24 protein-coding genes are annotated in these 20,774 nt (G+C 70.1%); 20 read left to right on the top strand and 4 right to left on the bottom strand.

The genetic code is table 11. The annotated features are described in order from the left end of the window. Positions 1–100: 100 nt before the first annotated feature. The 9 genes from ACGFYN_RS25075 to ACGFYN_RS25035 are packed head-to-tail and all read left to right on the top strand — an operon-like array spanning position 101 to position 7,108. Positions 101–856 (top strand): helix-turn-helix transcriptional regulator, encoded by a 756-nt coding sequence (locus ACGFYN_RS25075; RefSeq protein WP_393868084.1) that lies wholly within the window; start codon positions 101–103, stop codon positions 854–856. After that, the gene (gene sufB / locus ACGFYN_RS25070) at positions 853–2,277 is read left to right on the top strand and encodes a Fe-S cluster assembly protein SufB (RefSeq protein ID WP_393868083.1); all 1,425 of its coding nucleotides are present in this window, start codon (positions 853–855) and stop codon (positions 2,275–2,277) included. Before ACGFYN_RS25075 ends, sufB begins: the two co-directional genes overlap by 4 nt. 58 nt (positions 2,278–2,335) lie before the next feature. Beyond that, positions 2,336–3,520, top strand: a complete 1,185-nt coding sequence (gene sufD, locus ACGFYN_RS25065; RefSeq protein WP_393868189.1) for a Fe-S cluster assembly protein SufD — start codon at positions 2,336–2,338, stop codon at positions 3,518–3,520. Next, entirely contained in the window at positions 3,517–3,846 is a 330-nt protein-coding gene (locus ACGFYN_RS25060) for a bifunctional 3-phenylpropionate/cinnamic acid dioxygenase ferredoxin subunit (protein ID WP_393868082.1), read from the top strand. Before sufD ends, ACGFYN_RS25060 begins: the two co-directional genes overlap by 4 nt. A 7-nt stretch (positions 3,847–3,853) precedes the next feature. Beyond that, the gene (sufC, locus tag ACGFYN_RS25055) at positions 3,854–4,618 is read left to right on the top strand and encodes a Fe-S cluster assembly ATPase SufC (protein ID WP_393868081.1); all 765 of its coding nucleotides are present in this window, start codon (positions 3,854–3,856) and stop codon (positions 4,616–4,618) included. Beyond that, on the top strand, positions 4,615–5,871 hold the full coding sequence (locus ACGFYN_RS25050; protein WP_393868080.1) for a cysteine desulfurase: 1,257 nt from the start codon (positions 4,615–4,617) through the stop codon (positions 5,869–5,871). The genes sufC and ACGFYN_RS25050 overlap by 4 nt, the downstream gene beginning before the upstream one ends. A 21-nt stretch (positions 5,872–5,892) precedes the next feature. Continuing rightward, on the top strand, positions 5,893–6,360 hold the full coding sequence (sufU, locus tag ACGFYN_RS25045; protein ID WP_393868079.1) for a Fe-S cluster assembly sulfur transfer protein SufU: 468 nt from the start codon (positions 5,893–5,895) through the stop codon (positions 6,358–6,360). Then, entirely contained in the window at positions 6,357–6,689 is a 333-nt protein-coding gene (locus ACGFYN_RS25040; protein WP_073494514.1) for a metal-sulfur cluster assembly factor, read from the top strand. The genes sufU and ACGFYN_RS25040 overlap by 4 nt, the downstream gene beginning before the upstream one ends. A 41-nt stretch (positions 6,690–6,730) precedes the next feature. Further along, positions 6,731–7,108 (top strand): VOC family protein, encoded by a 378-nt coding sequence (locus ACGFYN_RS25035; protein ID WP_393868078.1) that lies wholly within the window; start codon positions 6,731–6,733, stop codon positions 7,106–7,108. Positions 7,109–7,320: 212 nt separating this feature from the next. On the opposite strand, the gene ACGFYN_RS25030 is transcribed toward ACGFYN_RS25035, so the two are convergent. Then, positions 7,321–8,154, bottom strand: a complete 834-nt coding sequence (locus ACGFYN_RS25030) for an AbfB domain-containing protein (RefSeq protein WP_393868077.1) — start codon at positions 8,152–8,154, stop codon at positions 7,321–7,323. 189 nt (positions 8,155–8,343) lie between these two features. Here ACGFYN_RS25030 and ACGFYN_RS25025 point away from each other — a divergent pair, with 189 nt between their 5' ends. The 3 genes from ACGFYN_RS25025 (at position 8,344) to dapD (ending at position 10,312) form a co-directional block, all read left to right on the top strand. Continuing rightward, positions 8,344–8,664 (top strand): DMT family transporter, encoded by a 321-nt coding sequence (locus tag ACGFYN_RS25025; protein ID WP_393868076.1) that lies wholly within the window; start codon positions 8,344–8,346, stop codon positions 8,662–8,664. After that, entirely contained in the window at positions 8,664–9,227 is a 564-nt protein-coding gene (locus ACGFYN_RS25020) for a TetR/AcrR family transcriptional regulator (RefSeq protein WP_393868075.1), read from the top strand. Before ACGFYN_RS25025 ends, ACGFYN_RS25020 begins: the two co-directional genes overlap by 1 nt. Positions 9,228–9,322: 95 nt before the next feature. Further along, positions 9,323–10,312, top strand: coding sequence for a 2,3,4,5-tetrahydropyridine-2,6-dicarboxylate N-succinyltransferase (gene dapD / locus ACGFYN_RS25015; RefSeq protein ID WP_393868074.1), 990 nt, complete (start codon positions 9,323–9,325; stop codon positions 10,310–10,312). 65 nt (positions 10,313–10,377) lie between these two features. On the opposite strand, the gene ACGFYN_RS25010 is transcribed toward dapD, so the two are convergent. Further along, on the bottom strand, positions 10,378–10,890 hold the full coding sequence (locus ACGFYN_RS25010) for a hypothetical protein (RefSeq protein ID WP_393868073.1): 513 nt from the start codon (positions 10,888–10,890) through the stop codon (positions 10,378–10,380). Between the two features lie 170 nt (positions 10,891–11,060). Beyond that, complete coding sequence (gene dapA, locus ACGFYN_RS25005) at positions 11,061–11,963, bottom strand: 4-hydroxy-tetrahydrodipicolinate synthase (protein ID WP_393868072.1); 903 nt, start codon at positions 11,961–11,963, stop codon at positions 11,061–11,063. Positions 11,964–12,088: 125 nt separating this feature from the next. On the opposite strand from dapA, the gene ACGFYN_RS25000 reads away from it, so the two are divergent. The 6 genes from ACGFYN_RS25000 (at position 12,089) to ACGFYN_RS24975 (ending at position 15,384) form a co-directional block, all read left to right on the top strand. Beyond that, positions 12,089–12,265 carry a hypothetical protein gene (locus ACGFYN_RS25000; RefSeq protein ID WP_393868192.1) on the top strand — a complete coding sequence of 59 codons (177 nt, stop codon included), beginning with the start codon at positions 12,089–12,091 and terminating at the stop codon, positions 12,263–12,265. Next, entirely contained in the window at positions 12,262–12,948 is a 687-nt protein-coding gene (locus ACGFYN_RS24995) for a hypothetical protein (protein ID WP_393868071.1), read from the top strand. The genes ACGFYN_RS25000 and ACGFYN_RS24995 overlap by 4 nt, the downstream gene beginning before the upstream one ends. 62 nt (positions 12,949–13,010) lie before the next feature. Continuing rightward, positions 13,011–13,430, top strand: coding sequence for a phage holin family protein (locus ACGFYN_RS24990; RefSeq protein WP_393868070.1), 420 nt, complete (start codon positions 13,011–13,013; stop codon positions 13,428–13,430). Further along, positions 13,427–13,891 carry a DUF3618 domain-containing protein gene (locus ACGFYN_RS24985; protein WP_393868069.1) on the top strand — a complete coding sequence of 155 codons (465 nt, stop codon included), beginning with the start codon at positions 13,427–13,429 and terminating at the stop codon, positions 13,889–13,891. The genes ACGFYN_RS24990 and ACGFYN_RS24985 overlap by 4 nt, the downstream gene beginning before the upstream one ends. A 148-nt stretch (positions 13,892–14,039) precedes the next feature. Next, entirely contained in the window at positions 14,040–14,636 is a 597-nt protein-coding gene (locus ACGFYN_RS24980) for an ArsR/SmtB family transcription factor (protein ID WP_393868068.1), read from the top strand. 13 nt (positions 14,637–14,649) lie between these two features. Continuing rightward, positions 14,650–15,384: an SRPBCC domain-containing protein gene (locus ACGFYN_RS24975; protein WP_393868067.1), complete on the top strand. Its 735-nt coding sequence runs from the start codon at positions 14,650–14,652 to the stop codon at positions 15,382–15,384. Positions 15,385–15,395: 11 nt separating this feature from the next. Here the strand turns inward: ACGFYN_RS24975 and ACGFYN_RS24970 are convergent, their stop codons facing one another. Beyond that, on the bottom strand, positions 15,396–17,222 hold the full coding sequence (locus ACGFYN_RS24970) for an endonuclease/exonuclease/phosphatase family protein (protein WP_393868066.1): 1,827 nt from the start codon (positions 17,220–17,222) through the stop codon (positions 15,396–15,398). Between the two features lie 280 nt (positions 17,223–17,502). On the opposite strand from ACGFYN_RS24970, the gene ACGFYN_RS24965 reads away from it, so the two are divergent. Continuing rightward, a complete protein-coding gene (locus ACGFYN_RS24965) occupies positions 17,503–18,930 on the top strand; it encodes a hypothetical protein (RefSeq protein ID WP_393868065.1) in 1,428 nt (475 codons plus the stop codon). 242 nt (positions 18,931–19,172) lie between these two features. Further along, positions 19,173–20,621 (top strand): alkaline phosphatase PhoX, encoded by a 1,449-nt coding sequence (locus ACGFYN_RS24960; RefSeq protein WP_393868064.1) that lies wholly within the window; start codon positions 19,173–19,175, stop codon positions 20,619–20,621. The last annotated feature ends 153 nt before the right edge of the window (positions 20,622–20,774 follow it).

The raw sequence follows: 20,774 nt of genomic DNA, 5'->3' as shown, positions 1-20,774 counted from the left end.
TTCCGCAGGTCAGATTAGGTAGACCTAAGTGACGTAGGGCACCGTCCACCTGACAGCACGGCGCTTGCCCGCTCCTGAGGAATTACGCAACAATGGCGTTGTGAAAAACGTCGGCGAGGCTCGGGAGACCCCCACAGGGGCCCCTCAGGAGGAGTTCGCGACCGGTGAGCGCTCGACGCGCAACCGGGTCGCGCGGTCCATCCTGGACCACGGGCCGTCGACCGTCGCCGAGCTGGCCGGCCGGCTGGGCCTGACCCAGGCCGCCGTACGCAGGCATCTCGACGCACTGGTCGCCGACGACGTCGTGGAGGCCAAGGAGCAGCGGGTCTACGGAGCCCGCGGCCGAGGCCGCCCCGCCAAGGCCTTCGCGCTCACCGACTGCGGCCGCGACGCCTTCGACCAGTCGTACGACAAGCTCGCCGCGGACGCCCTGCGCTGGATCCAGGAGCGGTTCGGCGGGGACGAGGCGGTCGTCGCGTTCGCGCGCGCGAGGATCGCCGAACAGGCCGCCGCCTACCGCAAGGCGATCGAGGCCGCCGCCCCCGAGGAGCGCACGGAAGCCCTGGCCAGGGCGCTGAGCGCGGACGGGTACGCTGCTACGGCGCGCAGCGCACCGGTCGGCGAGCAGCTGTGCCAGCACCACTGCCCCGTCGCCCATGTCGCGGAGAAGTTCCCTCAGCTCTGCGAGGCGGAGACCGAAATCTTCTCCCAGCTGCTGGGAACCCACGTACAGCGACTGGCGACCATCGCGCACGGTGACGGCGTCTGCACGACGTTCATCCCCAAGATTTCCCAACAGACAGATCTTCACAGTCACAACGCATCTGCAAGCACGGCCGGGAGGAAACCCGCATGACTCTCCCCATCGAGGAGACTGCCCACCCCGAGCTCGAAGGCCTGGGTAAGTACGAATACGGCTGGGCCGACTCCGACGAGGCCGGTGCCTCTGCCAAGCGCGGCATCAACGAGGACGTCGTCCGGGACATCTCCGCGAAGAAGAACGAGCCGGAGTGGATGACCAAGCTCCGCCTCAAGGGCCTGAGGCTGTTCGAGAAGAAGCCCATGCCCAACTGGGGCTCGGACCTCTCGGGCATCGACTTCGACAACATCAAGTACTTCGTGCGCTCCACGGAGAAGCAGGCGGAGTCCTGGGAGGACCTGCCCGAGGACATCAAGAACACCTACGACAAGCTGGGCATCCCCGAGGCGGAGAAGCAGCGCCTCGTCGCCGGTGTCGCGGCCCAGTACGAGTCGGAGGTCGTCTACCACCAGATCCGCGAGGACCTGGAGGAGCAGGGCGTCATCTTCCTCGACACGGACACCGCGCTGAAGCAGCACCCGGAGCTCTTCAAGGAGTACTTCGGCACGGTCATCCCGGTCGGCGACAACAAGTTCGCGTCGCTGAACAGCGCCGTGTGGTCCGGCGGCTCCTTCATCTACGTGCCGAAGGGCGTGCACGTCGAGATCCCGCTCCAGGCCTACTTCCGTATCAACACGGAGAACATGGGCCAGTTCGAGCGGACCCTGATCATCGTCGACGAGGGTGCCTATGTGCACTACGTCGAGGGCTGCACCGCCCCGATCTACAAGTCGGACTCGCTGCACTCCGCGGTCGTCGAGATCATCGTCAAGAAGAACGCCCGCTGCCGCTACACGACCATCCAGAACTGGTCGAACAACGTCTACAACCTGGTCACCAAGCGCGCCGTCGCCTACGAGGGCGCGACCATGGAGTGGGTCGACGGCAACATCGGCTCCAAGGTGACCATGAAGTACCCGGCCGTCTACCTGATGGGCGAGCACGCCAAGGGCGAGACCCTGTCCATCGCCTTCGCGGGCGAGGGCCAGCACCAGGACGCGGGCGCCAAGATGGTCCACATGGCCCCGAACACCTCCTCCAACATCGTCTCCAAGTCGGTGGCGCGTGGCGGTGGCCGCACCTCCTACCGCGGTCTCATCGAGATCGGCGAGGGTGCGCCGGGTTCCAAGTCGAACGTCCTGTGCGACGCGCTGCTCGTCGACACCATCTCCCGCTCGGACACGTACCCGTACGTCGACGTCCGCGAGGACGACGTGTCCATGGGCCACGAGGCGACCGTCTCCAAGGTCTCCGAGGACCAGCTCTTCTACCTGATGAGCCGCGGCCTCAGCGAGTTCGAGGCGATGGCGATGATCGTGCGCGGCTTCGTCGAGCCGATCGCCAAGGAACTGCCGATGGAGTACGCGCTGGAGCTCAACCGGCTGATCGAGCTGCAGATGGAGGGCGCGGTCGGCTGACCGCCAACCGCCCTTCCCATCAAGCCACTTACGCAAGAAAGCGAGCATGACGACAGCCATGGCCGAGGCCCAGAACATCCCCGTGGGATCCACCACCGCGGGCTCGATCGCGGTCGCCGCCGAGTCGACCGTCGCCACGCGCATGAGCGCGCCCCCGTCCTTCGACGTGGCGGACTTCCCGGTCCCCCACGGCCGTGAGGAGGAGTGGCGGTTCACGCCGCTGGAGCGTCTGCGCGGGCTGCACGACGGCACCGCCGTCGCCACCGGCGAGGGCGTGAAGATCGAGGTGGAGGCCCCCGAGGGCGTCACCGTCGAGACCGTCGGGCGCGAGGACGATCGGCTCGGCAGGGCGGGCACCCCGGTCGACCGCGTCGCCGCCCAGGCGTACTCCGCGTTCGAGAAGGCCGGCGTGGTCACCGTCCCCAAGGAGACGGTCCTCACCGAGCCCATCCGCATCGCCGTGCACGGCGATGGCGGGACCGCCTACGGCCACCAGGTCGTCGAGCTGGGCGCGTTCGCCGAGGCCGTCGTCGTCATCGACCACACCGGTGACGCGGTGCTCGCCGCCAACGTCGACTACATCCTGGGAGACGGCGCCAAGCTGACCGTCGTCTCCGTCCAGGACTGGGCAGACAAGGCCGTGCACGTGGCCCAGCACAACGCCCTCGTCGGCCGGGACGCGAGCTTCAAGTCCGTGGTCGTCACCTTCGGCGGCGACGTCGTACGCCTGCACCCGCGTGTGGCCTACGCCGGCACCGGCGGCGAGGCCGAGCTGTTCGGCCTGTACTTCACCGACAAGGGCCAGCACCAGGAGCACCGCCTCCTGGTCGACCACAACACCCCGCACTGCAAGTCGCACGTCGTCTACAAGGGCGCGCTGCAGGGCGACGAGGCGCACGCCGTGTGGATCGGCGACGTCCTCATCGAGGCCAAGGCCGAGGGCACGGACACGTACGAGATGAACCGCAACCTCGTCCTCACGGACGGCGCCCGGGTCGACTCGGTGCCGAACCTCGAGATCGAGACCGGTGAGATCGTCGGCGCCGGCCACGCGAGCGCCACCGGCCGCTTCGACGACGAGCAGCTCTTCTACCTGATGGCCCGCGGCATCCCGGAGCACGAGGCCCGCCGTCTCGTGGTCCGCGGCTTCTTCGCCGAGCTGGTCCAGCAGATCGGCGTCCCGGACATCGAGGAGCGCCTCATCGCCAAGATCGAAGAGGAGCTGGAGGCGTCGGTCGCATGACAGCGTCGTCCACGTTCCTGCGCGCCTGCGGGCTGAGCGAGCTGGAGGAGGACACCCCGAAGCGGGTGGAACTCGACGGCACGCCGGTCTCGGTCGTGAAGACCGAGGGGGAGGTGTTCGCCATCAACGACATCTGCTCCCACGCGAACGTCTCGCTCTCCGAGGGCGAGGTGGAGGACTGCCAGATCGAGTGCTGGCTGCACGGCTCCAGCTTCGACCTGCGCACCGGCAAGCCGTCCGGCCTTCCCGCGACGCGCCCCGTCCCCGTATACCCCGTAAAGATCGAAGGGGACGACGTGCTCGTCTCCCTCACCCAGGAGTCCTGAGGCACCCATGGCAACGCTTGAAATCCGAGACCTGCACGTCACCGTCGAGGCCGACAACGCCACGAAGGAGATCCTCAAGGGCGTCGACCTCACCGTGAAGCAGGGCGAGACGCACGCCATCATGGGCCCCAACGGCTCCGGCAAGTCGACCCTCGCCTACTCGCTCGCGGGTCACCCGAAGTACACGATCACCGCCGGCACCGTCACCCTCGACGGCGAGGACGTCCTGGAGATGTCCGTCGACGAGCGCGCCCGCGCGGGCCTGTTCCTGGCGATGCAGTACCCGGTCGAGGTCCCGGGTGTCTCCGTGTCGAACTTCCTGCGGACCTCCGCCACCGCCGTCCGCGGCGAGGCCCCCAAGCTGCGCACCTGGGTGAAGGAGGTCAAGGGCGCCATGGAGCGTCTCAACATGGACCCCGCCTTCGCCGAGCGCAACGTCAACGAGGGCTTCTCCGGCGGTGAGAAGAAGCGCCACGAGATCCTCCAGCTCGAACTGCTCAAGCCGAAGATCGCGATCCTCGACGAGACCGACTCCGGTCTCGACGTCGACGCCCTTCGCGTCGTCTCCGAGGGCGTGAACCGCGTCCGCGAGACCGGCGAGGTCGGCACCCTGCTGATCACGCACTACACGCGCATCCTGCGCTACATCAAGCCCGACCACGTGCACGTCTTCGCCAACGGCAAGATCGTGGAGTCCGGCGGCCCCGAGCTGGCCGACAAGCTGGAGGCCGAGGGCTACGAGGCATACACGAAGGGTGGCGTATCCGCGTGACGCAGCTGCCGGGCCTCCTCGACACAGAGGCGATCCGCAAGGACTTCCCCATCCTGGACCGCCAGGTCCACGACGGCCGGAAGCTCGTGTACCTGGACAACGCGGCGACCTCGCAGAAGCCGCGCCAGGTGCTCGACGCCCTGAACGAGTACTACGAGCGCTACAACGCCAACGTCCACCGCGGTGTGCATGTGCTCGCCGAGGAGGCCACGGCGCTGTACGAGGGTGCGCGCGACAAGGTCGCGTCGTTCATCAACGCGCCGAGCCGCGACGAGGTGATCTTCACCAAGAACGCCTCCGAGTCGCTCAACCTCGTGGCGAACATGCTCGGTTGGGCCGACGAGCCCTACCGCGTGGACCACGAGACCGAGATCGTCATCACGGAGATGGAGCACCACTCCAACATCGTGCCGTGGCAGCTGCTGGCGCAGCGCACGGGCGCGAAGCTGAAGTGGTTCGGGCTCACCGACGACGGCCGCCTCGACCTGTCCAACATCGACGAGATCATCACGGAGAAGACGAAGATCGTCTCCTTCGTGCTGGTGTCCAACATCCTGGGCACGGTCAACCCGGTCGAGACGATAATCCGCCGCGCCCAGGAGGTCGGCGCCCTCGTCTGCATCGACGCCTCCCAGGCGGCGCCCCACATGCCGCTGGACGTCCAGGCCCTCCAGGCCGACTTCGTGGCCTTCACCGGCCACAAGATGTGCGGCCCGACCGGCATCGGCGTCCTGTGGGGCCGCCAGGAGCTGCTCGAGGACCTGCCTCCGTTCCTCGGCGGCGGCGAGATGATCGAGACCGTGTCGATGCACTCCTCGACGTACGCTCCGGCCCCGCACAAGTTCGAGGCGGGCACCCCGCCGATCGCGCAGGCGGTCGGCCTCGGCGCGGCGATCGACTACCTGAACGCCATCGGCATGGACAAGATCCTCGCCCACGAGCACGCGATCACCGAGTACGCGGTGAAGCGGCTGGCCGAGGTCCCCGACCTGAGGATCATCGGCCCGGCCACGGCCGAGGACCGCGGCGCGGCGATCTCCTTCACCCTCGGCGACATCCACCCGCACGACGTGGGCCAGGTCCTCGACGAGGAGGGCATCGCGGTGCGCGTCGGCCACCACTGCGCGCGGCCGGTCTGCCTCCGCTACGGAATTCCTGCGACCACGCGAGCGTCGTTCTATCTGTACTCCACGCCGGCCGAGATCGACGCTCTGGTCGACGGACTGGAGCACGTACGGAACTTCTTCGGCTGACGGGACGGGACGAGCGATCGCATGAAGCTGGACTCGATGTACCAGGAAGTCATCCTGGACCACTACAAGAACCCGCACGGGCGTGGTCTCAGGGATGGCGACGCCGAGGTGCACCATGTGAACCCGACGTGCGGTGACGAGATCACCCTCCGCGTGAAGTACGACGGCACGACGATCCAGGACGTCTCGTACGAGGGGCAGGGCTGCTCCATCAGCCAGGCCTCCGCCTCCGTGCTGAACGAGCTGCTGGTCGGCAAGGATCTGACGGACGCGCAGAAGATCCAGGAGACCTTCCTGGAGTTGATGCAGTCCAAGGGCAGGATCGAGCCCGACGACGCGATGGAGGAGGTGCTGGAGGACGCGGTCGCGTTCGCCGGCGTCTCCAAGTACCCGGCCCGGGTCAAGTGCGCCCTCCTGAGCTGGATGGCGTGGAAGGACGCGACGGCCCAGGTGCTGGGCGGAGCCGACGCCGAAAGGAACACGGCATGAGCGAGACCGTTGAGATGAAGCCGGCCTCGGAGGAAGAAGTCCGCGAGGCGCTGTACGACGTCGTCGACCCCGAGCTGGGCATCGACGTGGTCAACCTCGGGCTGATCTACGGCATTCACATCGACGACGCGAACATCGCGACGATCGACATGACCCTCACCTCGGCGGCCTGCCCGCTGACGGACGTCATCGAGGACCAGGCCAAGTCCGCCACGGACGGCCTCGTCAACGAGCTGCGCATCAACTGGGTCTGGATGCCGCCGTGGGGCCCGGACAAGATCACCGACGACGGCCGGGAGCAGCTCAGGGCGCTGGGCTTCAACGTCTGAGTTCCGCCGCACACATGTGAAACGGCCATACCTTTACGGGTATGGCCGTTTCGCTGCATCACCTCGTCGTCGACGCCCACGACCTCCCCGGACTCGCCCGCTTCTGGTGCCAAGTGCTGGACTGGCAGGTCCTGTCGGAGAAACCGCGTGAAGTCGTCATCGGGCCGGACGAGTTCGCCGCGACCGGCATCTGCTTCATGCCGGTGAGCGATCCGAAGACCGTCAAGAACCGGCTGCACTTCGACCTCGCCCCCGACGACCAGGACACCGAGGTGGAGCGCATCCTCGCGCTCGGGGCGCGGCGCGCCGACATCGGGCAGGGGAGGGGGGCCGGCTGGGTGGTGCTGGCCGACCCGGAGGGCAACGAGTTCTGCGTGCTGCGTCCGAAGGCGTCGCTGATCGCCTTCCGCGACGCCTAGGGGGTGTCTGACAATTTCCGTCGTCCGCCCGGCGGGAGGGCGCCGCGGCGTCCGGTGCGTGCGATCGCAAGGCGCCGGACCGCTCGCGTGGCGGGGTCACGTGGGTCGTCCGGCAACGCGGCTGGGGGCGCCCCCCTGGGGGAGGGCGTGCCAGGCGTCGCGGGGGAGGCGGGAATTGTCAGACACCCCCTGGCCGCGCCGGGTGGGTCCGCTCAGGCGATCCCGCTGACGAGCCGGAACGCCGAATCCGCCCGGTAGAGATCGTTCTGCTGGTAAGGGTCCAGCTTGAGCTGGAAGTTCTGGTGGCGCAGATAGCGGCCCGGGTAGTTCACCGACTCCAGCATGACCGCGCCCGAGTAGGACGACGTCCGCGGGCAGAAGGTCGCGTCCTGCCCGAACAGGGCGGAACCGTCGTCGTGTTCGGAGCGCAGCAGGAAGTCGCGGTGGCGGAGGTAGGTGCCGTCGGCCGTGGCGAAGGAGTAACAGGACGCGTCGGCCAGGCCCTTGACCACCGTGAAGGTGGCGTCCCGGCGGGCGGCGGCGGACCCGATCGGGTCGAGCTTCACCAGGTCGCCGCTGACGTGCCAGTAGCGGTCTGGGTAGTTCACCGAGCGCACGGACCGGTAGGTGGCGGAGGGCTTCGTATGACCCGGTGAACTCGCCCGCGACGTAGGCGGCTTGGAGGGGCCGGACCCGCCTGCCGCGGACTCGTGCGGACCGGCCGCGGCGGACGCGCCGGTCTTCGCGGACGGCGAGCCGCCCTTTCCCGGGGGCGTCGTCGCGCCCTTCGTGGCGGACGGAGTGGCGTAGGAGATCAGTCCCGGGCCCGAGGCGGACACCGATGCCGACGGATCTCCGCCTGTCCGTGACTGCCTGTCAGGATCGTTGTCCATCAGGGCGATCGACGTCACGCACGCGACGATCGTCGCCACGGCCAGCGCGCCCGCCAGCCAGAGTCTTCGGGTTCCGGGTGCGCGCGAGGTGTCGGGGGCCCAGCCGTTCTCCCAGGGTGCGCGGGCGGGCGGCTCGGGGGTGGTTTCAGGCATGCGAGGTCCTCCAGCGGCGCCGGTGGCGGCGGCCGGGGGTGTGAGGGGGGTGTGGACGAGCGCTGAAACCCTAGTGGAGCGGAGGCGGTACCGGGAGTCGTTTCAGCGAGCGCTTTCCATGAAAGTCGAACTTCCTTGCGTGACGCATATCCGGTTACGCCGTGAGCGCCGTTATGTACACTCGTACGCATGGGAATCCTGACGCTTCTCGCGGCCATAGCCGCCGAGGTGGGCGGCACCACGGCCATGAAGTTCAGCGACGGCTTCAGCAGGTTGTGGCCGTCAGTGCTGACGATCGCCGGATACGTCGTGTCCTTCTGGCTGCTCGCGCAGACGCTGAGGAGCATGTCCGTCGGCACGACCTACGCGATCTGGGCCGGCCTCGGCACCGCGGCCATCGCCGCGATCGGGATGCTGTTCCTCGGGGAGGGGATGACCGTCCAGAAGGCGGCCGGGATCGCGCTGATCATCGTCGGGGTCGTCGTGCTCAACCTCGGGGGTGCGCACTGATGGCCCGCCGCTACGACCCCGACCGGCGCCAGCGGATCATCGACGCGGCGATCCGCGTGGTGGGCGACAAGGGCCTGGCCGGCCTGAGCCACCGCTCGGCCGCCGCCGAGGCCGACGTACCGCTCGGCTCGACGACGTACCACTTCAAGACCCTCGACGAGCTGATGGTGGCCGCCCTGCGGCAGGCGAACGAGGGCTTCGCCAAGGTCGTCGCCGCACATGGCGCCCTGGCGGACTCGGGAGGCGACCTTGGCGCCGACCTCGCGCGGATCCTGGGCGAGTGGCTGAGCGGCGACCGCACCGGCGTCGAGCTGGAGTACGAGCTCTATCTCGCCGCCCTGCGCCGCCCCGCCCTGCGCCCCGTCGCCGCCGAGTGGTGCGAGGACCTCGCCGAGCGGCTCGCCCGGCGCACCGACGCGGTCACGGCACGGGCACTGGTCGCCCTGATGGACGGGATCTGTCTCCAGGTGCTGCTGACCGGGACGGCGTACGACGAGGTTTTCGCACGCGAGGCGCTGGCACGGGTGATGTCCGCACCGGCCGCCGACGGCGGGAAACGGTGAGGTCCCGGCCGGGCGGGACGCAGCGGCGGCCCGGTCCCTGAGACGCCGCCCCCGGCGGTTGGCCTCGGTGCCCTCCGGCCGGTTAGGTTGCCCTCATGACCGACACGACTGCTCCTCGCACCACCGGCGCCGTGGCCACCGGGCTTGCCACGATCGCCGCCGACGGCACTGTTCTCGACACCTGGTTCCCCGCGCCCGAGCTGAGCGGACAGCCCGGCCCGGCCGGCAGCGAGCGGCTGTCCGCCGACAGGGCCGTGGAGCTGCTCGGCGAGGGCGCCGCGAAGGCGATCGGTCCGGACACCCGCCGCGGTGTCGAGGTGGTCGCGGTGCGCACGGTCATCTCCTCCCTCGACGAGAAGCCGATCGACGCCCACGACGTCTACCTGCGGCTGCACCTGCTCTCACACCGCCTGGTCAAGCCGCACGGCCAGAGCCTGGACGGCATGTTCGGCTTCCTCGCCAACGTCGCCTGGACCTCGCTCGGCCCGGTCGCCGTCGACGACCTCGAGAAGGTGCGGCTCAACGCCCGTGCCGAGGGGCTGCACCTCCAGGTGACCTCGGTCGACAAGTTCCCGCGCATGACGGACTACGTCGCCCCCAAGGGCGTCCGTATCGCCGACGCGGACCGGGTGCGCCTCGGCGCGCACCTCGCCGAGGGCACCACGGTCATGCACGAGGGTTTCATCAACTTCAACGCGGGCACCCTGGGCACCTCCATGGTCGAGGGCCGGATCTCCGCCGGTGTGGTCGTGGGCGACGGTTCGGACATCGGCGGCGGCGCCTCGACCATGGGCACGCTCTCCGGGGGCGGCAACGTCATCATCGCCATCGGTGAGCGCTGTCTGGTGGGCGCCGAGGCGGGCGTCGGCATCGCGCTCGGCGACGAGTGCGTGGTCGAGGCCGGCCTCTACGTCACCGCGGGCACCCGCGTCACCATGCCCGACGGGCAGATCGTCAAGGCCCGCGAGCTCTCCGGCGCCTCCAACATCCTCTTCCGCCGCAACTCGGTCAGCGGCACGGTCGAGGCCCGCCCGAACAACGCGGTCTGGGGCGGCCTGAACGAGATCCTGCACAGCCACAACTAGCAACGCGGTCCAGCCGAGCGCCCTTCCGTCGCCGTACGGGAGGGCGCTCTTGGATGTGCGCCGGGTCAGCGGCCGTCCGGTCCCAGCGCTCCCGCGAACTCCGCCAGAGCGCCGAAGTCCTCCTCGCGCAGGCCGAGGCGCGGGCTGACGTGGTGCAGGAGCGCGGGGGCCGGGTGGTGGGCGGTCACGTACCGCTGGTCCGCCGGGCTCTGCTCGTCGTCGACCCAGGCGAAGGGGCGGCCCTCGGCGTACCGCACGATCGCCTCCGTCTTCCAGTGCACTCCGTCGGGGCGGACGGCGAACAAGCCCGCGCCGAAGTCGACGTAGGGCAGCTCGGGCAGTCCGACCACGGGGGCGATCCAGCGGTTGGCCGCGTCCATCCACGTCGTGGCCCAGCACAGCTCGTAGTCGAGGGCGAGCAGGGCAGGGCCGTGGGAGGGGCTCAGCCAGACGGGCAGGGCGCGGCCCGGGTGCAGGGCGACCAGGATCTGCGTGTAGCCGTCGGGGCGTCCGTACGGCTGGGCTCCCCACGGGTTGAGGGGGCCGTCGACGTCGAGGAACAGCAGCGGGCGGCTCACAGCGACAACGTACGGAAAATTCTTCGGCCGGGCAGGCATTGCACCGGCACCGGGTGGCCGGACGCGTCACAAGGAGATCCCGCTCAGCGGCTTCCGCCAGGGCCCCGACGGGGACGCCGGGCGCTGGGACCCCCTCTTCGCCCAGCCCTGACCGGAGCAGGCAGAACCGCTCAGACGGCCACCAGCCGTTCGTACTCCGCCAGCAGCCCGTCGACCACCTCCCGGCCGGCGGGCCTGAGCGGCGCACGGACGGGGCCCGCGGGCAGGCCGAGTTCGCCGAGCAGGGCCTTGGCGGTGACCGAGCCGGGCAGACCCGCCGCCATCATCAACTCGACGAGCGGCGTGGCGCGTTGCTGGAGGCGGGCGGACGCGGGGGTGTCGCCCGCCTCGAACGCGTCGATGACGGCACGGAGTTGCTCGGGGACGACGTTCGCGACCGTGCTGATGTAGCCCGCGCCGCCCACCGCGTACAGCGCGAGGTTGTGCTCGTCGCAGCCCGCGTAGTACGCCAGGTCGGTGCGGGCCAGCACCTTCTGGGCGGCCAGGAAGTCGTAGGAGCAGTCCTTGACCGCCACGATCCTCGGGTGCTCGGCGAGCCGGAGCATCGTGCCGGACTCGATGCGCGTGCCGGTGCGGCCCGGGATGTCGTACAGCACGACCGGCAGTCCCACCGCGTCCGCGACCGCCAGGAAGTGCGCCTCCACCGCGTCCTGCGGTGGCTTGCTGTAGTACGGGCTGACCACCAGCAGACCGTCCGCGCCCGCCTTCTCGGCCTCCCGGGCGAGCTCAACGGTGTGCCGGGTGTCGGAGGTCCCGACCCCCGCCACCACCGACGCCCGGCCGCCCACCGCCTCCCGCACCGCCTCGACCAGCGCCGCCTTCTCGGCGTCCGTCGTGGTCGGCGACTCGCCCGTCGTGCCGGAGAGCACCAGACCGTCGCATCCCCGGGAGACCAGGTGCGCGGCGAGCCGCTGCGCACCGTCCAGATCGAGCGCGCCCTCCTCGGTGAAGGGGGTGATCATCGCGCAGAGGGCACGGCCGAAGGGAGGCGCGGAGGTGGTGGCAGTCGTCATGGGAAGAGTGTCGGCACGGCGACCGTGAAGCTCCACTTAATTCTTCTACGAGATATCGGTAAGCAGAGCTGCTTCGTAGAGGCCGGCGCGGGGCCCTATGTCCAAAAAACCCTTCATGAGTCACCATGGTCAGGACGGTGACCGGCAGCGTCATGGGAGGCGACATGAAGCTCGGCAAGGCACTGGCCACGGGAGTCGCGGAAGAGCGGCCGCAGGCAGAGGTCCAGGAACCCGAAGATCTCGAACTCCCCGAGGAGATCCAGGAACCGAAGGCCCCCGAAGAGGTTCCGGCGGCCCGATGAGACTGCGGCTTCCGGAGGAACGCCCGACGGAGCCGCCGACCGGATACAAGATCGCCCACCCGGTGCTGTCCCAGGACGGCACCCGGGCCGGGTTCACCGGTGTGTCGCTGGGCGGCGCGCTGCCGTACGGAGTCCTGGCCGACGCGTCCTGCGTCTACGGCCTGCGCCACAGGGCGCCGCACCGCCGCTGTGCCTGCGGCTTCCACTGCGTGCACGACCGCGCGGCGGCCGAGGCGATGATGTGCACGGCCGAGCACCGGACGGCCGTGCTGCTCGAGGTGTCCGTGCTGGGCGCCTTCATCCGCTTCGAGCGCGGCTTCCGCTACGCCCGCCAGCGGGTACGGACCGCCACGGCCGGCCCCTGCACCTGCGGCGCGGCCTCCGTGGCGATGGCCGACGCGGGCTGGGGCAGGCCCGGCTGGCGTGCCCTCGCGCCCTCCTGCGCGGGCTGCGTCCGCAGCCGTGCGTCCGTCTCGCTCGCCGCCTTCGCCCGGCTGGCGGGGGAGGGGCTGCGGGTGGTGGCGGGCGGCGCCGCGCCGGTGGCGGCCGGCCTGCCGTCGGTCGAGGGCCTCGGCGTGCCCGAACTCGTCGCGGAGGCGGCCCTGTTGCAGGCGCGCCTCGACTGGTTCCAGACCCAGCTCTCCCGGCTCGGTGAGGCCGGGCCCGGGGAGTGGCAGGGGTAGCCGTTGCGGGCCGGGGTACCCGCAGTGTTCCGGACAAAAGGAACACGACAGGAGGCGACGCCGTGACCGGGACCATCCACCCCGGGCCGGTGCGCGACGAGCACCGCTCGGTGGGCGAGCTCGTCGGCCAGGCAACCGAACAGCTTTCCCGGCTCGTACGACAAGAAGTGGCCCTCGCCAAGGAGGAGCTGGCCGCCAAGGGCCGCCGGGCCGGACGCGGCGGCGGACTCCTCGGCGCCGCGGGCGCGTTCGCCTACGCCGGACTGCTCGCGTCGGCCGGCACGGCCGTCGCCGCCCTCTCCCTGGTGCTGTCCGTCTGGGCCGCGGCACTCATCGTCACCGGCGTGCTGTTCGTGATCGCGGGCGTGCTCGCCGCCACCGGGCGCGCCCAGCTGCGCCAGGCGGTGCCGCCCACTCCCGAGGAGGCCCTCGGCAGCGTCAGGGCCGACGTCGAGGAGATCAGGGAAAGGGCACACCGATGACCCACAAGGCGGAGCCTGCTCGGACCGGCGCGAAGGGGCCCGACGAACTGCGCCGGCAGATCGAGCGGACGCGGAGTGAACTCGGACGGACGGTTGAGGAGTTGGCAGGCAAGATGGACGTGAAAGGGCGCGCGAGGGCGCGGGCGGCCGACCTCAGGGACAAGGCCGGCGCGATGACCGTGCAGCTGCGCAGCAGCGCCGCGCAGGCGGGCCACACCGTGCAGGAGAAGGCCACGTACGCCGGGCACAAGGTCCAGGACAGGGCGCTGAAGGCGAGCCACTCCGCACAGGACACGGCCCGGTCGACGGGGCACGATCTGGAGCACCGGGCGGTGGGCGGCGTACCGCAGCCGGCGCGGCCGCTCGTACGGGCCGCGATTCGCCATCCGCGGCCCACGCTCCTGATCGGCGCGGCCCTGATCACGGTCGTGGTGGTGGGGTGGAGGTACCCCAAGAGGTAGGAGTACCGCAGATCGCAGCGCGAGGGGCCGGGTCGGCTGACCCGGCCCCTCCGTCGTGCCCGGACGCGCCCGCCCTGACCGGTTCGCGAAGGTTACCGAAAACTTGAACCGTCTGGACAAAAAAAGTTTTCGGTGAGACGGTGGACGCATGCTGGACGTGACCGTGATCGAGGACCCCGAGGCCGCCGCCGTCTCCCTGGACCCCATCAGGGCCCGGCTGCTCGCCGAGCTCGCCGCAGGACCCGCGTCGGCGGCGATGCTGGCCGGACAGGTCGGCCTGCCGCGGCAGAAGGTGAACTACCACCTCAAGGCGCTGGAGCGGCACGGCCTGGTCGAACTGGCAGGGGAGCGCCGCAAGGGCAACGTCACCGAGCGGCTGATGCGGGCGACCGCGGCGTCGTACGTCATCTCGCCGCTCGCGCTGGCCGCCGTGCAGCCGGACCCGGACCGCTTCCGGGACCAGCTCTCCGCACGCTGGCTGCTCGCCCTCGGCGCCCGCCTGGTGCGCGACGTCGGCTCGCTGATCACCGGTGCCGCCAAGGCCCGCAAGCGGCTGGCGACGTACGCGCTCGACGGCGAGGTCCGCTTCGCCTCGGCCGCCGACCGGGCCGCGTTCGTGCAGGAGCTGACGGCCGGGGTCACCGCCCTGATCCGCAAGTACGACACGCCCGACGCCGACGGCGGGCGCGACCACCGGATCGTCGTGGCCGTCCACCCCACCCTCAAGGCAACCGAGCCGGAGTAGTCAGGAGCCCACCATGCCCAAGGAATTCGAGATCGCCCGGGAGTTCGAGGTCGACGCCACCCCGGAGCAGGTCTGGGAGGCGATCACCACCGGAACCGGAGGCTATCTGTGGCCGATGGAGCCGCCGGAGCCCAAGGTCGGCGGCACGGGACCCTTCGGGTCCAAGGTCACCGCCTGGGAGCCGCCGCACCGGTACACCAACCGCGTCGAGGGTGTCGAGGGCATCTCCGAGCAGACCCTCAACCAGCTCGACTACACGGTGGAGGCCCGCGACGGAGGGCGGCGGGCCTGGGTGCGGTACGTGCACAGCGGCATCTTCGTCGACGACTGGGACAACCAGTACGACGGCGCCGCCAGGCACACCGACTTCTATCTGCACACGCTGCGCGAGTACCTGGTCCACTTCGCGCCGCGGCCGGCCGCGTTCGCGACGTTCGACGGGCCCGAGGCCTCGAAGGCCGCCGACGCCCTCGCCGTCGTCGGACGGGCGCTCGGTGTCGGCGAGGACGTGGCCGCAGGCAGCCGGGTGACGGTCCGGGGGCCCGACGAGTTCGACGCCGTGGTCGACTTCCGCAACCCGTACTTCATCGGGCTGCGCACGGACCGGGGCCTCACCCGAATCTTCGGACGCAACCACTGGGGCCACCCGGTCGGCATCTCGCTGCACGACTTCACGCCGGGCACCGACATCAAGGAGTGCGAGGCCGCCTGGCAGGGCTGGCTGAACGGCGTGTTCAACCAGCCCTGAGCGGGCCTTGGTTACGGCTGGAAGCGCAGCACCTGCGGGTCGTGGTCGCTGATCTGGTCGTGGAACTCCGAGTTGACGTGCACGGAGTCATAGTCGAAGCCGCAGCCGCGCCGGATCGACGGGGAGATCAGGATCTGGTCCAGGACCTGCTGGTTGCCCTGGTAGTCGTAGGTGTAACGCTCGCTCTTCGGCAGCGACTTGATCGCCGACCACAGCGCGCCGTCACCCTCGAGGAGCTTCGCGGTGTCGGAGAACTCGAAGTCGTTCATGTCGCCGAGCGCGATGACGTCCGCGTTCTTCTGGACGTCGAGGATGTTCTTGACGAAGGAGTTGACCAGCGTCGCCTGTGCGTGGCGCTGGGTCTCCGAGCTGCGCACCGGCGGCTGGTACTGCGCCGTCAGGCCCTGGTCGCCACCCTTGGAGTTGAGGTGGTTGGCGATCACGAAGACCGTCTTGCCGCGGAAGACGAACTCGCCGGCCAGCGGCTTGCGGCTGTTGGCCCAGGCGGTGTCCGCCGGGGCGATGCGGCCGGGGGAGGCCGTCAGCTGCGCCTTGCCGTGCACCTTGGTGACGCCCACCGGGGTGGTGGAGTCGCCGCCCGCGCGGTCCGTGAAGGACACCCGCGCGGGGTTGAAGAGGAACACCTGGCGGATGTTGCCGCCGGGCTCGCCGCCGTCCTGGTCGTTGACCGGGTCGATCTCGCGCCAGTCGTACTTCGGGCCGCCGGCCGCGACGATCGCGTCGATCAGCTTGTTCACCGTCACGTCGGCGGCGACCGTGCCGTCGTCCGTCGCGCCGTTGTTGTCCTGGATCTCCTCCAGGGACACGATGTCGGGCGACTTCAGGTTGTTCACGATCGCGGCCGCGTGCTTGTCGAAGGTGTTGTCCGACGGGTCGAGGTTCTCGACGTTGTACGTCGCGACCGCGAGCTCGCTCCGGGACTGCTTCTTCGTCGTCTCGCGCTCCAGGCCGCCGTTCTTGAGCGTGCCGAGCTTGCTCGCGACGAGCGTGTAGCCGCCGAACTGGTTGTAGTCCATCGGGCCGGCCGTGGTGCCGGTCAGGGTGTCGCCGACGTTCGCCACCGGGAAGTCGGCGGTCGCGCCCAGCGACTGGATCTGCAGACGGCCGGTGTTCTGCGAGTCGTAGGAGCCGTAGAGCGTGCCGCCGCGGCGGGTCGGGTGCTCGTGCGGCTTCACGGTGACCCACAGCTCGGTGTACGGGTCGGTGGCGGTGACCACGCGGGTGTCCTTGACCTGGACGTTCATGCCCTCGAGGGACTCGTAGTAGTCCAGGGCGTACTTCGACGGCTGCAGGGTCAGGCCGGCCACCGAGCCGTTCGCGGCGGTGTCGCCGGCCGGGGTGTAGGCAGAGGGCACCGACTTCGCGTCGATCACCGTCGGGGCCGGCACCGTGTTGCCCGTGGAGACGGTGGAGACGGTGGGCTTGGTGATCTCGGTCAGCGACTGGTTGCCGGACGAGGTGCCGCCCGGGACGTACTCCGAGACCGTGCCGGTGACCGTGACGGAGTCGCCGACGGCGGCCTTCGGGGCGGAGCTGGTGAAGACGAAGACGCCCTCACTCGTGGCCGGATTGTCGTCCGGGTTCGGATCCTGCATCCAGAAGCCTCTGGAGGAGCCGTAGGTGCGTACGCCGGTGACGATTCCGGCCACGTCGGTGACCTTCTGTCCGGCGTACGCAGACGTGCGCGTGCTGCCCTGGATGTCATGGATGCGCACGGAGTCCGCGTGCGCGGGGGAGGTCAGGGCCACGGCGGACGCCGCGGAACAGACGGCGGCGACGGTGAGCGCGGCGAGACGCGCGGAAGACTTGCTCGGCAACGGAAATCCCTCCGGGGACGTGCGTGGGCGCCGGGACGAGGATGGTGCGTGGAACCGGTCTCTGGCCGCGGACCGTGAGGCGGTCCGCGACGCGCGTAGAAATCCGGTGAACAGATGTCCGCCCGATTTCTACGCGCGTCAATCTCCTGCCTGGTCACGCGAGTTGTCAAGGTTTCGGCCATGTACAGCCGTTGTCCGGTAGATGAACCGGGCGGCATAGGTGTAAATCCGTCTAGGCTGAGCGGCTGAGTGGTACGACACGCCCGAGGAGAAGCAGCAGATGTCAGACAGCTCCCCCCTGCCGCCGGTGCGGCTGCACCCCGAAGCGGAGCTGGCGCGGGACGCGTTGTCCACGCCGCTGCTCTCCCGGGCCGCGCGGCTCGCCCGCTGGGCCGGCCCCGAGACGCGGGTCGACGCCGGGGGCGGGCTCGCCGAAGAGCAACTGCCCGCCGCCGCCGAGGCGCTCGGGCTGAGCGGGGACGAGGCCGCGGCCTTCACGAGCGAGGCGTGGCGGGTCGCCGTGGACACCGGGCTCGTGCAGATCGCCGACGAGGACGAGGGCACCGTCACGGCCGGGGAGGACCTGGCCCTGCTCACCTCGGGCTCGCCGCACGAGGTCCTGGGCGTGTGGCAGGAGGCCCTGGAGACGGTGCTCGCCGACGCGAGCGTGCCCGACCTGGACGGCCTGGAGGACGCACTCGACGAGGACGGCGGGATCGACGTCTCCCGGCTGGAGTGGGACCCGGAGGGCGAGGCCGAGTTCCTCGACGGCGTCCTCGGCAACCTGTACCTGCTCACCGTCAGCGAGGACGGCCCAGGCGACGCGCCCGTGCCGCTGCCCGCCCTCGCCGCGTCGATGATCGTGCCCAGCGACATGGGCGAGCCCACCAACGACGTCCTGGAGCAGGTCTCCGACGCGATGATGCGGCTCGACGACCAGTTCCGGCTGCTCGAACCGGTGGGGCTCGTGGAGTACCAGCCGGTGGACGAGGCGCTGATGGCGGACGCCGACGAGGAACTCGCCGCGCCGCTCGACGACACCGACGTCTCGCGCTACGGCATGGTGCGGCTGACGCCCCTCGGCCGGTACGGGCTGCGCTCGCGGCTGATGGAGGCCGGGTTCGACGCCCCCGCGGTGGGCGACCTCGCGGACAAGGGGGCCGACGCGCTGCTCGACGGGACGGCGGCCTTCCCGCCGGCGGCGGCGCAGGCCGAGACCGAACAGTGGCTGGCGCGCCGCGAATCCCTGACCGCGGCACGCGAGTTGCTGGCCGCGGCCCGGGGCGCCGACGCGGGGGCACCGCTGCGGAGGCTGCGCTGCCAGCAGGCGCTGTCGCTCGTCGGCCGGGAGGCCGAGCCCGCGCTGCGCGAGGTCCTCGACGACGCGGAACTGGGCGGCCTCGCCCGGGTCTGGCTGACCGAGCAGGGCGCGGCCGACGTACCGGCGCCCTCCGAGGCGATGATCTTCTGGCTGACCATCGACACCATCGCCGCGCAACTGGCCGCGGAGGGCAACTCCGAGGAACTCCGGGCGCTGGTGCAGGGACTGGCCGCGCAGCACGGCGGCTTCTTCGCGGCGGCCTGGCGCGTCGACCACCCCGCGACGGCTGATGTGCTGGAGGCCATGGGGCGGCTGCACCCCGACAAGCGGATCGCGAAGGAAGCGCGCAAGGCGGCGTTCAAGGCACGGTCGCAGCAGGGGGGTTGAGCGGTGCGGGGTTGAGTGGTGCTGGGTTGAGTGGTGCTCGGTTGAGTGGTCCTGGGTTGGGCGGCGCGGCGTTGCGTCGCGCGGGCGGATTTTGGCTTCCCGTGGTCCGATGCGGACGGATTCATGGAAGTGCATCCGGAGGTGTCGCTCTGCGTTCAACCCCCGTTCAGACGTGGGCGGGACGGTGGCGCCGACCCGAGGTCGCCACCCTCCACGGCACATCCACCGTCACAGGAGACATCATGTCGCTCACTCGCAGGGACTTCGCCAGAAAATCCGCGATCACGGGTGCCGGAGTCGCGCTGGCGGGCAGCGTCGGCGCCCTCGCCACCGCCCCGAACGCCCTTGCGTCCACGGACACCGGAAGCTCGGAGGAGGAGTCGGGTCACGGCCACGTCGGAGTCGGTTACGGACCCCTGCTGCCCGACGCGGACGGCATCCTCGCCCTCCCCGCCGGCTTCAAGTACCGCGTCATCACCTACAGCGGGAAGACCAGGCTGGAGTCGGGCGAGTTCACCCCGTCCAACCACGACGGCACCTCCACCTTCGACGGCCCCCGCGGCGCGACCCTCCTCGTCAACAACCACGAACTGGCCGGACCGCGCGCGCAGTGGCCCCATCCGGTACCGCTCACCGACGGGCTGGTGTACGACCCGGCCGCCGCCGGTGGCTGCACCGTCGTCGAGGTCCGCCCCGGCGGGCACGTCGCCGAGTGGGTCGGCATCGCGGGCACCGCCACCAACTGCGCGGGCGGCAACACCCCTTGGGACACCTGGCTGACCTGCGAGGAGACCGAGGACAAGGCCGGCACCAACGGCTTCACCAAGGACCACGGCTATGTCTTCGAGGTCGACCCCGAGGACCGCCGGGCCAACAAGAACCCCAAGCCCCTCAAGGCGCTGGGCCGTTACGCCCACGAGGCGGTCGTCGTCGACCCCAGGCGCGGCCACCTCTACCTCACCGAGGACGCGTCCAACCCCAACGGCCTGCTCTACCGCTGGACCCCGCCCGAGCACTTCCACCACGGCCGCGGCCGGCTGCGCACCCTCGCCGACGACGCCGGAGTGCTCCAGGCCTTCAAGTGCTTCGACTCCGGCGGCACGTTCGTCGACGGCCTCTCCCGCGCCACGAAGATCGGCACGGTCTACGGCGTCGACTGGGTGGACGTCCCCGATCGCGACGCCAGGACGACCTCCGTCCGCAAGCAGTTCACCGCCGGCCAGGTCACCCGCGCCCGCAAGCTCGAGGGCATGTGGTGGGGCGACGGCGGCACGTACATCGTCTCCTCCTACGCCCGTGACGAGAGCCCCGTCCAGCACGACGGAGCCGTCTGGTTCTACGACCCCAAGCGCCGCACCCTGACCCTGAAGGTCCTCATCGGCGTCAACCCGGACCCGTCCAGGGAAGGCAACTTCGACGGCCCGGACAACATCACCGTCTCCCCGTACGGCGGCCTGGTCATCGCCGAGGACGGCGAGGGCCTCCAGCACCTGTTCGGCGCCACCGACAGCGGCCGCACCTACCCGATCGCCCGCAACGAACTGAACATCGGCACCGAAGCGGAGCCGGAATACAGCGAGTTCACCGGCGTCACCTTCTCCCCCGACGGCAAGACCCTCTACGCCAACATCCAGACCCCCGGCATCATGCTGGCGATCACGGGGCCGTGGAAGCGGCAGAAGCGCGGATAGTCAATTCGGTCGCTCGTCCCGCGGCACGCCTTGTGGAGTGGTGCATGTCCAGGTGCGAAGGCAGGACCTACTTCCACTCACAATGGGGCGGCCGCGGGTTCGAGTCCCGCCACCGGTACAACTGGCCGGTGTGGCTCAGGGGTTAGAGCACCT

Origin of the sequence: Streptomyces sp. NPDC048419, assembly GCF_043200415.1 — a bacterium.
Taxonomy (GTDB): domain Bacteria; phylum Actinomycetota; class Actinomycetes; order Streptomycetales; family Streptomycetaceae; genus Streptomyces.
This window is presented reverse-complemented; position numbering and strand designations above follow the sequence as displayed.

Bases quoted from the DNA above. Each gene is read 5' to 3' on its own strand.
- ACGFYN_RS25060 (WP_393868082.1), top strand. From the start codon at position 3,517: ATGACAGCGTCGTCCACGTTCCTGCGCGCCTGCGGGCTGAGCGAGCTG.
- ACGFYN_RS24975 (WP_393868067.1), top strand. From the start codon at position 14,650: ATGCCCAAGGAATTCGAGATCGCCCGGGAGTTCGAGGTCGACGCCACC.
- ACGFYN_RS25030 (WP_393868077.1), bottom strand. From the start codon at position 8,154: ATGCCTGAAACCACCCCCGAGCCGCCCGCCCGCGCACCCTGGGAGAAC.
- ACGFYN_RS25020 (WP_393868075.1), top strand. From the start codon at position 8,664: ATGGCCCGCCGCTACGACCCCGACCGGCGCCAGCGGATCATCGACGCG.
- ACGFYN_RS25000 (WP_393868192.1), top strand. From the start codon at position 12,089: ATGGTCAGGACGGTGACCGGCAGCGTCATGGGAGGCGACATGAAGCTC.
- ACGFYN_RS25035 (WP_393868078.1), top strand. From the start codon at position 6,731: ATGGCCGTTTCGCTGCATCACCTCGTCGTCGACGCCCACGACCTCCCC.
- sufC (WP_393868081.1), top strand. From the start codon at position 3,854: ATGGCAACGCTTGAAATCCGAGACCTGCACGTCACCGTCGAGGCCGAC.
- dapD (WP_393868074.1), top strand. From the start codon at position 9,323: ATGACCGACACGACTGCTCCTCGCACCACCGGCGCCGTGGCCACCGGG.
- sufU (WP_393868079.1), top strand. From the start codon at position 5,893: ATGAAGCTGGACTCGATGTACCAGGAAGTCATCCTGGACCACTACAAG.
- sufB (WP_393868083.1), top strand. From the start codon at position 853: ATGACTCTCCCCATCGAGGAGACTGCCCACCCCGAGCTCGAAGGCCTG.
- sufD (WP_393868189.1), top strand. From the start codon at position 2,336: ATGGCCGAGGCCCAGAACATCCCCGTGGGATCCACCACCGCGGGCTCG.
- ACGFYN_RS24995 (WP_393868071.1), top strand. From the start codon at position 12,262: ATGAGACTGCGGCTTCCGGAGGAACGCCCGACGGAGCCGCCGACCGGA.
- dapA (WP_393868072.1), bottom strand. From the start codon at position 11,963: ATGACGACTGCCACCACCTCCGCGCCTCCCTTCGGCCGTGCCCTCTGC.
- ACGFYN_RS24985 (WP_393868069.1), top strand. From the start codon at position 13,427: ATGACCCACAAGGCGGAGCCTGCTCGGACCGGCGCGAAGGGGCCCGAC.
- ACGFYN_RS25025 (WP_393868076.1), top strand. From the start codon at position 8,344: ATGGGAATCCTGACGCTTCTCGCGGCCATAGCCGCCGAGGTGGGCGGC.
- ACGFYN_RS25040 (WP_073494514.1), top strand. From the start codon at position 6,357: ATGAGCGAGACCGTTGAGATGAAGCCGGCCTCGGAGGAAGAAGTCCGC.
- ACGFYN_RS24965 (WP_393868065.1), top strand. From the start codon at position 17,503: ATGTCAGACAGCTCCCCCCTGCCGCCGGTGCGGCTGCACCCCGAAGCG.
- ACGFYN_RS24980 (WP_393868068.1), top strand. From the start codon at position 14,040: ATGCTGGACGTGACCGTGATCGAGGACCCCGAGGCCGCCGCCGTCTCC.
- ACGFYN_RS24960 (WP_393868064.1), top strand. From the start codon at position 19,173: ATGTCGCTCACTCGCAGGGACTTCGCCAGAAAATCCGCGATCACGGGT.